Here is a 14,832-nt window from a genome sequence, read left to right as displayed (position 1 = left end):
TCGCCACCTGCCTTCGTCTTGCGTCGCTGACCGTTGTCAGCGCAGAAGCGGGATTATGACTTGATTTCTTCAATCTCGTCAAGCGTTTCGAACATTTTTTGTTTTCAACGCCATCCGCTTCATTCCTTCACCACTCTCACCAATCAACCGCATCGACTGTTGTCGGCCGTTGCGCTGTTTGTTTGTGTGAGCAGCGAAGCCCTCGACTATAGCAGGAGAATTCTTTGGCGCGCAAGTCCTCCACTCAATTTTTCAAAAGTGGGGCTTGCACGCGCAGAACCTGGCACTCCAAGAACAGGTGCGCGATGTGATTCGCCGGGAAGCTGCAACGCGCGGCAGTTCCTGGGTTGAGGATCCGCCCGAGAGGGCTACAGCAGCAGGTCTGCGATTCACCAGTGAGTCACTTCAGTCTTCCTGAAACGCCTCTTCCCGCTTGCTCTTCACAGCTGGCAGCATGACCAGGACGACGAGCAGCGCCGCTGCCCCCAACAGTCCGGCCGATAGCGGCCGGCTGACGAAGGTGCCCCAGTCCCCGCGCGAGAGCAGCAACGCACGACGTAGGTTCTCTTCCATCATTGGCCCCAGGATGAAGCCGAGCAGCAACGGCGCCGGCTCACAACTGAGCTTGTAGAAGACGTAGCCGATCAGCGCGAAGGCCGCGGTCAGGTAAACATCGAAGCTGTTGCTGTTCAGCGTGTAGGTGCCGATGCAGCAGAACGCCACGATGGCAGGGAACAGGAAGCGGTAAGGCACCGTCAGCAGCTTGATCCAGATTCCGATCAGCGGCAGGTTGAGGACGATCAGCATCAGATTGCCGATCCACATCGATGCAATCAGCCCCCAGAACAACTCCGGGTTGCTGCTCATCACCTGCGGCCCAGGCTGTATGCCCTTGATCGTCATCGCGCCAACCATCAAGGCCATCACCGCGTTCGGCGGGATGCCCAAGGTCAACATTGGAATGAAGCTGGTTTGCGCGCCGGCGTTGTTGGCGCTCTCAGGCCCAGCCACCCCCTGGATGGCACCCTTGCCGAAGGGGCGACTCGGATTGCGCACCACCTTCTTTTCAAGCGTGTAGGCGGCAAACGAGGCCAGCAATGCGCCACCGCCGGGCAACACACCAAGAATGGACCCCAGGGCCGTACCACGCAGCACTGACGGCCAGGCCTCCTTGAAATCTTCCTTGCTTGGCCAGAGCCCCTCGACCTTGGAAGTGAAGACCTCGCGCTCCTCCTCCGGCCGGCCAAGGTTGGCGATGATCTCGCCGAAACCGAACACGCCCATGGCGATGACGACAAAGCCGATGCCGTCGCTCAGTTCCGGGATATCGAAGGAGAAGCGCGGTGTGCCCGAGAACACATCGGTATTGACCTGGCCCAACAGCAGGCCCAGCAGAATCATTGCGATCGCTTTGACCAGAGAACCCGAGGCCAGCACCACGGCGCCGATCAGCCCCAGCACCATCAGCGAGAAGTACTCGGCCGGGCCAAACTTGGCGGCCAATTCGGTCAGCGGCAGGGCAAAGGCGGCAATCAGGATCGTCCCAACACAGCCGGCAAAGAAGGACCCCAGCCCGGCCACCGCCAGCGCGGCCCCCGCCCTGCCCTGGCGCGCCATCTGGTAGCCGTCGATGGCCGTGACCACCGAGCTCGACTCCCCCGGCACATTGATCAGGATGGCGGTCGTCGAGCCGCCGTATTGCGCGCCGTAATAGATGCCCGCCAGCATGATCAGCGCCGGCGTCGCGTCCAGCGTGTAGATCGAGGGCAATAACATCGCAATGGTGGCCACCGGCCCCAGCCCCGGCAGCACGCCGATCAGCGTGCCGAGCATCGCGCCACCAAAGGCGTAGAGCAGGTTCTGCAGTGTCAGCGCGGTGTGAAAGCCGAGCAGCAGGTTGTTGATCAGATCCATGCTGCGCCCTCAGCCGCCGAAATAGACAGGCCAGACCGGAATCGTCAGCTTCAGGCCCCAGACGAAAATCACCCAGCTTCCCGCCGTCAAGACCACGCCGTTGAGCAGTGCATCCTTCCAGCGGAACTCCTGTCCCGCCGCCGCAGACAAGCTGATCAGCAGCGGCATTGTCACCAGCAAACCCAGGCGGGGTAGCGCTAGGCCAAAAGAGGTGATCGCGAGGGTGATGACCAGCAGCGGCCGCCAAGCGATCTTGCCGATCGGGGCGCCGCCGTCGGATTCAATCGTCAGCGCTTTGAACAACACCATGGCCCCAAGCAGGGCCAGCAGGATACCCAAGCCAAAGGGAAAGTAGCCCGGCCCAGGGTTGGCTGACGATCCAAAGCTGTAGTTGGTAGCGCCCCAGGCAAACGCCAGGCCGACGGCCACGAACATCAACCCGGACCAGAAGTCCCGTTGACTCTTGATCTTCATGCAGGACCTCTTGTACTGAGCAGTGCTGAGCGCCGACGCGCGATTCTAGGCAGGCCCCCTGGCCCGCTCTCGTGTGGTTTCCACGTAAGGGCAGCCGCCCCAGGTGATGGTGCCGATCAGGTTTCCCACTGCGGGGTGCTGCGCAAGACCTCTTCCAGCGTGGTGACGCCCTCAGCCACCTTCATCGCTCCGGCCAGACGCAAAGGGCGCAGGCCATCTTGCACCGCCTGGCGGCGCAACGCCGAGTTGTCGAAGCGCGGGTGCAGGTGGCTCTTCACCGCCTCGCTCATGCTCAGCAGTTCATACAGGCCGGCACGACCGCGGAAGCCGGTGTTGCGGCATTCCAGGCAGCCCACTGGCTTGTAGGGCTTGACACCGCCATTCATCCGCCAGTGCTTGAGCATCTCGTTCAGCGAATCGCGGGTGACGGTGGGATCGGGCGCCTTGCAGTGCACACAGAGCGTGCGCACCAGGCGCTGGGCCAGCACACCGATCACGGTGGCGTTGATGAGATAAGGCGGCACGCCCAGATCGGTCAGCCGCGCCACGGCCGAGACGGCGTCATTGGTGTGCAGCGTGCTGAACACCAGGTGGCCGGTCAGCGCGGCCTGGATCGCCATCTCGGCCGTTTCCAGATCGCGGATCTCGCCGACCATGATGATGTCCGGGTCCTGCCGCATCAGCGCGCGCAGGCCCTCGGCGAAGCCCAGTTCCAGCGCCGACTGCACCTGGGTCTGGTTGAAGGCCGGTTCGATCATTTCGATCGGGTCTTCGATTGTGCAGACGTTGACCTCGTCGGTGGCCAATCGCTTCAGCGTCGAGTACAGCGTCGTCGTCTTGCCACTGCCGGTCGGGCCAGTCACGAGAATGATGCCGTGCGCCTGAGTGACCAGTTTGTTCCAACGCTCGGCATCGTGGCTGGAGAAGCCCAGCTGGTCCAGATCCTTGACGGTGGTGTCCGGGTCGAAGATGCGCATCACCATCTTCTCGCCGAAGGCGGTGGGCAAAGTCGACAGCCGCATCTCAACCTCGTCGCCGGCCGGATTGCGCGTCTTGATGCGCCCATCCAGCGGACGGCGCCGCTCGACCACATCCATGCGCCCCAGCAGCTTGATCCGCGAGGTCATTGCCTGCATCACCGACGGTGGCAGCTGATAGACGGTGTGCAACACGCCGTCGATGCGGAAGCGGATCACGCCCATCTCGCGGCGTGGCTCCAGATGGATATCGCTGGCGCGCTGATCGAACGCGTACTGCCACAGCCAATCGACCACCTGGACGACGCCCTGGTCGTTCGCGTCCAGCTGCTTGTTGCTGCGGCCCAGCTCGACCAGTTGCTCGAAGCTGGTGACCTGAGACACCTCGCCGGTCTTGGTCGCGGCACGGACCGAGCGCGCCAGCGTGAAGAACTCGGTGGTGAAACGGCTGATCTCGATCGGGCTCGCCACCACCAGCTTGATCGTCTTGCGCGTGTGCGACTCGATCTGTGCCACCCAGCTGGTGTCGAAGGGCTCCGAGGTCGCAATCGTCACCTCGGTCAGCCCGACCTGCACCGGCAGGCAGCGCTTGGCCTCGGCATAGCCGATCGACATGATGTCGGCCACCCGACCCACATCGACCTTCAGCGGGTCAATGCGCAGCAGCGGCAGCTTGGCGCGCGAAGCCAGCCATTCGGTCAGCGCATCGACATCCAGCGATTTGCCGTTGGACAGCCGGCTCAGCCCGGCATGACCGAGGCGCACCAGCGGATGCAGGCTGCTGTCGCCAGCGCCAAAGCGCTGCTCGGTGCGCTGCACCTGAGGCTCATCGATCAGGCCATCTTCCAGCAACCAGCGCAGCAGGCTGCGCCACTCCAGCCGACCGGCCGGCTGTACAGGCGCGGCGGCTACCGCCTGTGGGGCGGACCTGCTCGAATGGGGCTTTGAATTCATCAGATCGCAGACTCGGCAAGCTGTTGAAGAAGGGACTGAGGCAGGGGCCGCACCAGGCGCAGCCATTTGCGCGCCGGCAGCTCGTATAGCGACTCGATGGTAGCGGCTCTGCGCTCCAGTTCTTCACGATCAGGCACCTGCACGCCGCGGGCGGCAACGACGACGGTGTTGCCTTCCTTGGTCGGCGCCAGGCTCCAGACCTGCTCGCTGCCAAACACCTTCGCAATGCGCAGCGCACTGCGATTGAAGCTGGCGTCGCGGCCGAACAGGTTCACGGTCATCAGGCCACCATCGGCCAGTACGGCGCGGCAGTGGGCGTAGAACTCCTCGCTGTCCAGCACCGGGCCGGCAGCGTCGTGGTCGTAGAGATCCACATTGAGCACCTGCACCGTCTGCAGGTTCGCGGGATCGGCCACCCAGGCGGCAGCGTCCTCGTTCAGCACGGTCAGACGCTTGTCGTCCTCGGGCAGATGGAACCAGGCGCGGCAGGCGGAAATGACGGTCGGGTTCAGTTCCACCGCCGTGGTCTTCATGCGCAGCACCTTGTGGCTGAAGCGGGTGATGGCCGCCGCCCCCAGGCCCAGCTGCACCGCATGGCCCTCGCGCAGCGCTTCGCTATCGCGCCAGAGCATCCAGGCCATCATGCGCTGCACATACTCGAGCTCGATCTGCTGCGGCTTGCGGATGCGCATCGCGCCTTGCACCCAGATCGAATCCAGGTGCAGAAAACGCACGCCGTCGTACTCAGACAGCGTGGCCGGTGTCCAGTTCTGCTTCTTGCTGGCTTGTTGTTGTTTCTTGCTCATTGTTCTCTGTTCTGCAGCCACCAAGGCCTGCCGGCAGTATGCCCCGCCCCCACGCCCTTCGGTCGCGTGATCGAGCCAGCCGCATTGTTGGATATCGGCAGCGCCAGCCAGGCCTCAAGCCTTCTTCATGACGTAAGCAGTTGCTGCCAGGCCGCCAGCTTCTGCTCGAAGCCCAGCGTATAGGCCGGGCTGGACGAGGGCAGACTCAGCACCCGGTAGCGCTGCGCCAGCTTGCCCAGCTGACGCAAGCCCAGCCGGGCCGCGGTGCCGCCGTTGAAGGCAATCGTGTGCAGCCGCGGCAGGCGGGCCAGCAGGCCGTGCAAATCACTGGCCAGCGGGTCGCGGATATCGGCATCGAGGCTGCCCGCGCGTTCGGTCTCGGTGATCACATCCCAGAGCCCGATGTCGTGCTCTCGCAGCAGGGCCAGGCGTGTCGCGTAGTCAGCCTCGGCCAGCGGCAGCCGCATCACCGTGCCGAGCAGACGCCAGAACTGATTGCGCGGGTGGCCATAGTACTGCTGCGCCTGCAAGGAAGCCAGGCCAGGAAAGCTGCCCAGCAACAGCCACTGTGTGTGCGGCGTCACACAGGGGGTCAGGCCTTGCAGGCGCACGGCAGGCGCTGCGATGATGGCCGCCGTCCGCTGTCCGGCGGGCTTAACCATGGGAGGTTTGTTTGATGAATACCGAAGCCATATGGCATTTTCTCAGCACCCAGGGCGCTGACTTCGGGCTCAAGGTGCTGGCCGCGCTGGCCGCTTGGGTAGTTGGCCGCTGGATCATCCAGCTGGTCGTGCGCCTGTTTGCCGCCGCGCTGGAACGCGGCAAGAAGATCGATTCGACGCTGTCCACCTATCTGCGCTCCATCCTGACGGTGCTCCTGAACATCGTGCTGGTGCTGGCCATCCTGGACATCTTCGGCATCCAGACCACCTCATTCGCCGCCCTGCTGGCCGGCGCCGGCCTGGCCATCGGCACCGCCTGGGGCGGCTTGCTGACCCACTTTGCCGCCGGCGTGTTCATGCAGGTGCTGCGGCCCTTTAAGGTTGGCGACTTTGTGCAGGTCGGCGGCGTGACCGGCACCGTCGTCGAGATCGGCCTGTTCGGCACCACGGTGATCACGCCGGACAATGTGCAGACCATCATCGGCAACAACAAGATCTTCTCCGACACGATTCAGAACTACTCGACGCTGCCGGTGCGCCGCGTCGACTGCGTGGCCAAGATCGCCAACTCGGTGGACCCGCTCGATGCCATTGCGAGGCTGAAGGCCGCCATCGTGCAGATCCCCCACGTCGCGGCAACGCCGCAGCCCGATGTCGAGATCCTCAGCTTCACGCCGGAAGGCCCGCTGCTGTGCGTGCGCCCCTACACCCACACCGACCACTACTGGCAGGTCTATTTCGATACACACAAGGCCGTGGTCGCCACCTTTGGCGCGGCCGGCTATCCGCTGCCGGAAACACCGTTGGCGCCGCGGAATCGCTGATCAGCACGGGTGGTGAAGACCACCCGCCCCTCAGCGGGCGGGCGATCAGCAGGCCGACAAGCGCGGCAGTGCCGCCCGCACGTTGGCGCTGGTGTTCTGAGCTGCCTCGCCCAGCGTCCAGCCGCGCAGCTCGGCCAGGCACTGCGCGATGCGCGGCAGCTCGGCCGGTTCGTTGCGGCCCATGGCCTGCCCCGCAGCACGATCGGCGGCCGTCGTGTAGAGCCAGTGCGGCGGGATGTCGGGCGCATCGGTTTCCAGCACCAGCGCACGCTCGGGCAGGGTCTGCGCCAGGCGGCGGATCTGTAGCGAGCGCTCATACGTCAGCGTGCCGCCAAAGCCGAGCTTGAAACCGAGCTCAACAAAGCGCGCTGCCTGCTGCGCGCTGCCATTGAAAGCATGGGCAATGCCGCCCGCGACCGGCAGGCGGCGCAGCCCGGCCAGCAGCTGATCGGCGCTGCGCCTCACATGCAGAATCACCGGCAGCTCAAAGCGCCGCGCCAGCTTCAGCTGCTCCAGATAGAAATGCTGCTGGCGAACCGCATCCAGCCCCGGCACAAAGAAATCCAGGCCGATCTCGCCGATGGCGACCAGGCGCGGATCATCGCGGTGCGCCTGCAGCTGCTCGGCCAACAGGGTCAGGTCTTGCTCCGCCGCCTGCATCACATAAAGCGGGTGGATGCCCAGCGCGTAGGCGAAACCATGGCGGTGCGCCAGTTCGCGCACCGTGTCGAAATCAAAGGCCGCCACCGCCGGCAGCACCAGCTGCGTCACGCCTACCTGCCGGGCGCGCGCCACCACCGCATCACGATCCGCGTCGAATTCCGGCGCATCCAGATGGCAGTGGCTGTCTATCCACACTAGCGGAACACCACCGTGCGATTGCCATTGAGCAGCACACGGTGCTCGGCATGCCATTGGATCGCGCGGGCCAGCGTCACGCATTCCACGTCGCGGCCCATGGCCACCAGCTGCTCGGGCGGCATGCTGTGATCGATGCGGGCGACCTCCTGCTCGATGATGGGGCCCTCATCCAGATCGGAGGTGACGTAATGCGCCGTCGCACCGATCAGCTTGACGCCGCGTTCATGCGCCTGGTGATAGGGCCGTGCGCCCTTGAAGCTGGGCAGGAAGCTGTGGTGGATATTGATCGCTCGGCCCGACAGGTACTTGCACATCTCGGGCGAAAGGATTTGCATATAGCGGGCCAGCACGACCAGGTCGATCTGGTTCTCTTCGATCACTTCGCGGATCTTGCGTTCCTGCGCCGCCTTCTGTTCGGGCGTCGAGTTCAAGAGCGGGAAGTGATGGAAAGGAATGTTGTGCGAGGCGGCCAGCTGGTAGAAGTCACGATGGTTGGACACGATGGCCGGAATCTCAACCGCCAGATGGCCGGTCTGCACGCGAAACAGCAGGTCGTTCAGGCAATGGCCCAGCTTGGACACCAGCAGCAGCACCCGCGTCTTGGCCTCGCGGGCCACCAGCTCCCAATCCATCTGCAGCCGCTGGGCCAGCGGCGCGAAGCGTTCGCGCAGGGCCTGCTCTGATTGGGCGGCTGCGCATTCGAACTCGATGCGCATGAAGAAACGCTGATGGTCAGCGTCGCCATGCTGGGCCGAGGTCAGGATGTTGCCGCCCTGTTCGAGCAAAAAGCCGGTCACGGCATGAACGATGCCGGCCTGGTCCGGACAGCTGAGCTTGAGGATGAAACGGGTACTGCTGGTGGTCATGATCGATTCTCGTGAGCGGCCCGTGATGCTACTTCAGCGCGGCAGCGAAATGCCCGCCCACCAAGGTCAATCGGGTTTCACATCGGGCGGCCAGTTCCTGATCGTGGGTGACCATCACAAAGGCCGTGCCCTGCTCGGCGGCCAACTCCAGCATCAGATCGAACACGGCATGGGCGGTGCTGCGGTCCAGATTGCCGGTCGGCTCATCGGCCAGCACACAGGCCGGCCGCGTCACCAGGGCGCGGGCAATCGCCACCCGTTGCCGCTCGCCGCCGGACAACTCGCCCGGCCGGTGCGCAAGCCGCTCGCCCAGACCCACACGCTTGAGCACGGCGGCGGCCTGCTCGCGCGCATGGGCCAGCGGCAGCCGGCGCACGCGCAGCGGCATCGCCACATTGTCTTGCGCGCTGAACTCCGGCAGCAGGTGATGGAACTGGTAGACGAAACCCAGATGCTGATTGCGCCAGCGGCCCAGTGCCGGCTCGCCCAGCCGTGCCAGGTCTTGCCCCATCAGCCGCACCGTGCCGCTGCTGGGCTTATCCAGCCCGCCCAGCAGATGCAGGAGCGTGCTCTTGCCGGAGCCCGAGGCGCCAACGATGGCCAGCGTCTGGCCGCGTGCCACCTGCACGTCCACACCGCTGAGCACTTGCACATTCAAGCCGCCTTCGCTGAAACGGCGGGTCAGGCCCTGGCCTTGGAGCACCAAATCAGCATCGTGTCGCCCGCCGGGCCGTCCCAAGGGCGACGCGAGCCGGTCTGGCTGTGGGGCAGCCCCCGTAGCCGTCGGCGTCCCCGCGGGGGACCGGCCAGGCACAGCCTGGTCGAGGGGTTGATGTTCACTCATACCGGAGCGCCTCCGCCGGTTGCACGCGGCTGGCGCGCCAGCTTGGATAGAGCGTGGCCAGGAAGGCCAGCAGCAGCGAGATCAGCACGATGGGCACGATGTCCTCGGACTGCGGGTCGCTGGGCATGCGACTGATCACATAGATGCTGCCGGGCAGGAAACTGACGTTGAGCAGGCGCTCGATCGCCGGCACGATCACATCGATATTGAAGGCCACCAGCAGGCCCAGGGCGACGCCGCTGAGCGTGCCGATCACGCCCGAGGCGGCGCCCTGCACCATGAAGATGCCCATGATGGAACGCGGGCTCGCGCCAAAGGTTCTGAGGATGGCGATATCGGCCTGCTTGTCGGTCACCGTCATCACCAGGGTCGACACCAGATTGAAGGCAGCGACGGCGACGATCAGCGTCAGGATGATGCCCATCATCCGTTTCTCGACCTGCACCGCGTCGTACCAGGCGGCGTTGCTGCGCGTCCAGTCCCGCACCCTCACCTCCTGGCCCATCTGCGCGTTGAGCTGCCCGGCCACCTGGCGGGCCTGGTGCACATCCTTGAGCCGCAGCTGCACGCCAGTCGGCCCTTCAACACGGAAGAAGCGCGCCGCGTCCTCGATATGGATCATCGCCAGGCCGCTGTCGTACTCATAGTGGCCGGCATTGAAGATGCCCACCACGGTGAAGGGCTTGTAGCGCGGCATCGTGCCGGCCACGGTGACATCACCGCTGGGCGCCACCAGCGTGATCTTGTCGCCCTCGTGCACACCCAGGCTGCGCGCCAGCTCGATGCCGATCAGCACGCCCCAGGCGCCCGGCTGCAGCCGCGCCAGCGCGCCGTTCTGGCGCAACTCCTGCGCCAAGGGCGTGACATCGGGCTCACGCGCCGGGTCAATGCCGCGCACCACCGCGCCGCGGGTGCCATCGCCGCGCACGATCAGCGCCTGCGAGACGATGAAGGGCGCCGTGCCCTGAACCTGGCCGTGCTCGGCGGCACGCCGAGCCGTGGCCTGCCAGTCGGGCAGCGCCTCGCCCTGCCAGGACAGCAGCTCCACATGCGAGATCACCGCCAGCATGCGATCACGCACCTCCTTCTGGAAGCCATTCATCACCGACAGCACGATGATCAGCGCCGCCACACCGAGCGCAATGCCCAACATGGAGACGCCGGAGATGAAGGAGATGAAGCGGTTGCGCCGCCCGCCCCGGCCGGCACGGGTGTAGCGCCAACCGATTTGCAATTCATAGGGCCAGTTCATGGGCGGCGATGCTAACCGACACCTTCGCAAGCGCCGAAAGTACGTGACGCAGTACGCATACCAACCAGATACCACCCCGCATCCAAGGTGTTGTTTGTTTTTGTTACATCTTTACACTTCGGGTCACAGCGTGCCGCAATAGCAAGAAGTAGAGCGCGCCAAGTTTCGATTCACTTTCGAGGGAAATTAAGAATGTCTTTGCGCAGCAATTTCTTGCGCCTGGGCGGAGCCATGCTCCTGCTCGGCAGCAGCCTGGCCCAAGCCACCCCGGTCGTCGCCAACAGCTCCGTTGACGCCCTGCTGAAGCTGACCACCACCACCGCCGCCTACAGCGTGGGCAGCGGTACCGGCGCGCAGAAGAACCTGGCCGTCAACTGGGACGCCAGCAAGACCTACGCCTTCAAGTACGTCTTCTCGGCCAGCACCGGCACCAGCTTGTTCAATGTCTACAGCAGCGTGACCCTGGGCGACGACGGCGGCTTCAAGAGCGGTTGGTCGCTGATGGGCGGCAGCGGCGACAGCAATGCACTGAAGTTCGCCAATGCCGGCATGAAGGGGCAGGGCTACAGCCAGATCCTGCTGACCGTTGAAGACAAGCAGAAGAACCCGGCGCTGGACGTCGACCTGTTCGGCCTCTCGCTCAATGGCAAGCGCATCGGCGACAGCTTCCCCGGCGGCGTCTACCCCGGCATCACCTATCAACTCTTCAATGGCGGCCACCTGGCCGACATCACGCTGAGCGGCCTGTTCAAGGTCAAGGCCGGCAGCTACGACGGCACCCCGCTGCCCGTCTACCCCGGCTCAGCCAATGATCTGGCCTTCTTCGACATCGGCCTGAAGGGCGCCGGCAAGCTGCCCGAACCCACCAGCCTGGCCCTGATCGGTATCGCCCTGCTGGGCGCCGCCGGCAGCCGCCGCAGCAAGAAATTCAAGCAAGTCCGCTGAACAGCGCACCCCGGGGCAGGCTGTACAACCCCCGCCTGGTGAACTGTCTGTCCTGATGCACGAAGAGGCGCTCCCGGTCTGACCGGGGCGCCTCTTCATCTATTTGCACCGCTCAAATCAAATCCAGCGGAGCGCGCGGGTCCGGCTCCGCCTGCCCACCGCGCTCGCCCCCTTGAGGGGGCTGCCGCAGGCCAGAGACTATAGAAAGTGGGTGGGCGAGATCAATGCGCCTCGTCCCAGTTGCTGCCCTCGCCCACCTCGGCCAAGAGCGGCACCTTCAGCTGGGCCACGCCGGCCATCAGCGCTGGCACCTGCTCGCGCACCCAGGGCAGTTCGACCTCGGGCACTTCGAAGACCAGTTCATCGTGGACCTGCATGACGATGCGGGTCGCCTTGCCCTGCTCATCGAGTGCGCGCTGCACGGCGATCATCGCCAGCTTGATCAGATCGGCGGCCGTGCCCTGCATCGGCGCATTGATCGCCTGGCGCTCGGCACCGGTGCGGCGCGGGCCATTGCCGGAGTTGATCTCGGGCAGCCAGAGGCGGCGGCCGAACACGGTTTCCACATAACCCTTGGCCTTGGCGGCTTCGCGGGTTTCGTCCATATAGCGCTTCACGCCGGCAAAGCGGGTGAAATAGCGATCAATGTAATCCTTGGCCGCCTTCTGCTCGATGCCCAGCGACTGCGCCAGGCCAAATGCACCCATGCCGTAGATCAGGCCGAAATTGATCGTCTTGGCGTAGCGGCGCTGCTCGGTCGTGACCTCGGCCACCGGCGTGCCGAAGACCTCGCTGGCAGTCGCGCGGTGGACGTCGATGCCGTCCTGGAAGGCACGCAAGAGGCCCGGATCCTCGCTGATATGGGCCATGATGCGCAGCTCGATCTGCGAGTAGTCGGCGCTGACGATGCGATGTCCCGGCGGCGCGATGAAGGCCTCGCGCACCTTGCGCCCTTCGGCGGTGCGGATGGGGATGTTCTGCAGATTGGGGTCGTTGCTGGCCAGCCGGCCCGTCACCGCCACCGCCTGCGAATAGGTGGTGTGCACGCGGCCTGTGCTGGGGTTGACCATCAGCGGCAGCTTGTCGGTGTAGGTGCTCTTCAACTTGGCCAGGCCACGGTATTCGAGGATCTTGGCCGGCAGCGGGTAGTCCTGCGCCAGCTTGTCGAGCACCTCTTCGTCGGTCGAGGGCGCGCCGGTGGCGGTCTTCTTGACGATGGGCAGGCCCTGCTTGTTGAACAGGATCTCGCCGATCTGCTTGGGGCTGCCCATATTGAAGGGCTGGCCGGCAATCGCATAGGCCTCCTGCTCCAGCTGCAACAGGCGCTGCGCCAGCTCATGGCTTTGCGCCTGCAACCGGGGCGCGTCGATCAGCACGCCGGTGCGCTCGATGCGCGTCAGCAGCGCCGAGGCCGGCATCTCGATCTGCCGGTAGACGAACTCCAGCCCGGCATCAGCAGCAACGCGCGGGCGCAGCAGCTCATGCACATGCAGGCACATGTCCGAGTCCTCGCAGGAGTACTGCGCGGCACGGGCCACATCGACCTGGGCAAAGGGAATCTGATGCACGCCCTTGCCGCAGAGGTCTTCATAGCTCAGGCCGTGGCGGCCCAGATGGCGTTCGGCCAGCGCTTCGAGGCCGTGGGTCTTGTGCGCCTCCAGCACATAACTCTCCAGCATCGTGTCCTCGGCATAGCCGGCCACCGCAATGCCGTGGTTGGCGAAGACATGGCTGTCGTACTTGACGTTCTGGCCCAGCTTGGCCCGGCTCGCATCTTCCAGCCAGGGCTTGAGCCGCGCCAGCACCTCGTCCAGCGGCAGCTGGGTCGGCGCGTCGGGGCCGTCATGGCGCAACGGCAGATAAGCAGCCTCGCCGGGCTTGACGCTGAAGGAGATGCCGACGATGCGCGCCCGCATCGAATCGAGTGAATCGGTCTCGGTGTCCAGCGCCGTCAACTCGGCGGCCTGCAGCTTGGCCAGCCAGCCATCGAACTGCTCCCAGCTCAGGACGGTGTCGTACTGGGTGCTGATCTGCGCGGCCTCGGCCGGCGGCGCCTGCTCGGCGAACAGATCACCAGTGACGGCGGCGACCGGCTTGGACTTGCTGGCCGGCTTGCCCTCGGCTTCGCCTTGCAGCTCGCGCAGCATGGTCTTGAAACCGTTGCGGGTGAAGAAGTCAATCAGCCCGGCCTTGTCCGGCTCGCGCAGCGCCAGCGCTTCCAGCGCCGGCCAGTTCGGCACATGGGCGGAGAGATCGCAGTCCTGCACGACGGTCACCAGCTTGCGGCCCATCGGCAGCCAGTCCAGCGCCTTGCGCAGGTTCTCGCCGGCCACGCCCTTGATCGCGCCAGCTGCAGCGATCACGCCGTCCAGCGAGCCGTGCTCGCCAATCCATTTGGCCGCCGTCTTCGGCCCGACCTTCTCGACGCCGGGCACGTTGTCCACGGTGTCGCCCATCAGCGTCAGGTAATCGATGATGCGCTCGGGCGGCACGCCGAACTTGGCCAGCACGCCGGCCTCGTCGAGCCGCTCGTTGCTCATGGTGTTGTAGAGCGTGATGTCGGGCGTGACGAGCTGGGCCATGTCCTTGTCGCCCGTCGAAATCACGACCTGATGGCCGCCACGCGCCGCCACCGCGGCCAGCGTGCCGATCGCGTCATCGGCCTCGATGCCGGGCACCTCCAGAATGGGCCAGCCCAGCAGCGCGACGACTTCATGAATCGGTGCGATCTGCTCGCGCAGCGCATCGGGCATCGGCGGGCGCTGGGCCTTGTAGGCGGGGTACCACTCGTCGCGGAAAGTCGGGCCCTTGGCATCGAAGACGCAGACCGCATGCTCGGCGGCGATCTCGGCGCGCAGCTTCTTCATCATCGCCACAAAGAGGTGGACGGCGCCGGTGAACTGGCCCTCGGGGCCGCGCAGATCGGGCGCCGCATGGAAGGCGCGGTACAGATAGCTGGAACCGTCGACCAGCAGCATGATGGGTTTGTCGCTCATGGCGCGCATTGTGACGCAGGGCCGCTCCGGCCAACGCCTGAGCGCCGCTTAGAATGGACCGATGCACGCCACTTCTGCCCTCCGCCGCGCTCGATCCAGCGCTTCCGTCTGCGCCTGCTTCGCCGCCCTGCTGCTGCTGGCCCCGGCGGCCCATGCTGAGGACGGCGCCAAGGACGCTGTGCCGGCCAAACCGGTGACGCCGCTGGAACAAGTCACGCCTCAAAAGGGCGCGCCCGACGCCGCCGTGCAACTGATCATCATCGAAGACGACGGCAACCGCGTCGAAGAGCTGCGCGTGCGGGGCCAGACCCAATCGGTCAAGGTCCAACCCAAGGGCAGCAAGCTGCCCGAGTACGAAATCATCATGGGCGACGGCAGCCGCGACCTCAGCAACGGCCCGGGTTCGACCCGCGTGGCCGCCGGTCAGCGCGTCTGGCGCCTGTTCAATTTCTGAGTC

Annotated in this window: 13 protein-coding genes; 3 read left to right on the top strand and 10 right to left on the bottom strand. The window is 65.1% G+C overall.

Annotated elements, in window-relative coordinates:
* Positions 1-405 precede the first annotated feature (405 nt).
* The 5 genes from RQP53_RS14740 to RQP53_RS14720 form a co-directional block, all read right to left on the bottom strand.
* Positions 406-1,914 carry a tripartite tricarboxylate transporter permease gene (locus RQP53_RS14740; RefSeq protein WP_315651141.1) on the bottom strand — a complete coding sequence of 503 codons (1,509 nt, stop codon included), beginning with the start codon at positions 1,912-1,914 and terminating at the stop codon, positions 406-408.
* Between the two features lie 9 nt (positions 1,915-1,923).
* The gene (locus RQP53_RS14735; RefSeq protein WP_315651139.1) at positions 1,924-2,388 is read right to left on the bottom strand and encodes a tripartite tricarboxylate transporter TctB family protein; all 465 of its coding nucleotides are present in this window, start codon (positions 2,386-2,388) and stop codon (positions 1,924-1,926) included.
* Positions 2,389-2,504: 116 nt separating this feature from the next.
* Positions 2,505-4,319, bottom strand: coding sequence for a type IV pilus assembly ATPase TfpB (gene tfpB / locus RQP53_RS14730; protein ID WP_315651136.1), 1,815 nt, complete (start codon positions 4,317-4,319; stop codon positions 2,505-2,507).
* Positions 4,319-5,125, bottom strand: coding sequence for a spermine/spermidine synthase domain-containing protein (locus RQP53_RS14725; protein WP_315651133.1), 807 nt, complete (start codon positions 5,123-5,125; stop codon positions 4,319-4,321). Before RQP53_RS14725 ends, tfpB begins: the two co-directional genes overlap by 1 nt.
* A 125-nt stretch (positions 5,126-5,250) precedes the next feature.
* Positions 5,251-5,787 carry a DNA-deoxyinosine glycosylase gene (locus tag RQP53_RS14720; protein ID WP_315651132.1) on the bottom strand — a complete coding sequence of 179 codons (537 nt, stop codon included), beginning with the start codon at positions 5,785-5,787 and terminating at the stop codon, positions 5,251-5,253.
* 14 nt (positions 5,788-5,801) lie between these two features.
* Here RQP53_RS14720 and RQP53_RS14715 point away from each other — a divergent pair, with 14 nt between their 5' ends.
* Complete coding sequence (locus tag RQP53_RS14715; protein ID WP_315651130.1) at positions 5,802-6,611, top strand: mechanosensitive ion channel family protein; 810 nt, start codon at positions 5,802-5,804, stop codon at positions 6,609-6,611.
* Between the two features lie 45 nt (positions 6,612-6,656).
* Here RQP53_RS14715 and RQP53_RS14710 read toward each other — a convergent pair whose 3' ends face one another.
* From RQP53_RS14710 to RQP53_RS14695, 4 genes are all read right to left on the bottom strand, one after another.
* Positions 6,657-7,469, bottom strand: a complete 813-nt coding sequence (locus RQP53_RS14710; RefSeq protein WP_434064096.1) for a TatD family hydrolase — start codon at positions 7,467-7,469, stop codon at positions 6,657-6,659.
* Positions 7,469-8,338, bottom strand: a complete 870-nt coding sequence (gene purU / locus RQP53_RS14705; RefSeq protein ID WP_315651125.1) for a formyltetrahydrofolate deformylase — start codon at positions 8,336-8,338, stop codon at positions 7,469-7,471. Before purU ends, RQP53_RS14710 begins: the two co-directional genes overlap by 1 nt.
* A gap of 28 nt (positions 8,339-8,366) precedes the next feature.
* A complete protein-coding gene (locus RQP53_RS14700; RefSeq protein ID WP_434064095.1) occupies positions 8,367-9,041 on the bottom strand; it encodes an ABC transporter ATP-binding protein in 675 nt (224 codons plus the stop codon).
* Between the two features lie 133 nt (positions 9,042-9,174).
* Positions 9,175-10,434 carry a lipoprotein-releasing ABC transporter permease subunit gene (locus RQP53_RS14695; RefSeq protein WP_315651122.1) on the bottom strand — a complete coding sequence of 420 codons (1,260 nt, stop codon included), beginning with the start codon at positions 10,432-10,434 and terminating at the stop codon, positions 9,175-9,177.
* Between the two features lie 192 nt (positions 10,435-10,626).
* Between RQP53_RS14695 and RQP53_RS14690 the strand changes: the two genes are divergently transcribed.
* Positions 10,627-11,379, top strand: a complete 753-nt coding sequence (locus RQP53_RS14690; RefSeq protein WP_315651121.1) for a PEP-CTERM sorting domain-containing protein — start codon at positions 10,627-10,629, stop codon at positions 11,377-11,379.
* A gap of 221 nt (positions 11,380-11,600) precedes the next feature.
* On the opposite strand, the gene polA is transcribed toward RQP53_RS14690, so the two are convergent.
* Positions 11,601-14,375, bottom strand: a complete 2,775-nt coding sequence (gene polA / locus RQP53_RS14685) for a DNA polymerase I (RefSeq protein ID WP_315651120.1) — start codon at positions 14,373-14,375, stop codon at positions 11,601-11,603.
* A 61-nt stretch (positions 14,376-14,436) separates the two neighbouring features.
* Between polA and RQP53_RS14680 the strand changes: the two genes are divergently transcribed.
* A complete protein-coding gene (locus RQP53_RS14680; protein WP_315651119.1) occupies positions 14,437-14,829 on the top strand; it encodes a DUF2782 domain-containing protein in 393 nt (130 codons plus the stop codon).
* Positions 14,830-14,832: the final 3 nt, after the last annotated feature.

It is taken from the genome of Roseateles aquae (assembly GCF_032337115.1).
GTDB classification, from domain to species: Bacteria; Pseudomonadota; Gammaproteobacteria; order Burkholderiales; family Burkholderiaceae_C; genus Roseateles_C; species Roseateles_C aquae.
The sequence above is the reverse complement of the archived record's forward strand: the minus strand, read 5'-3'. Positions and strand labels throughout refer to the sequence as shown.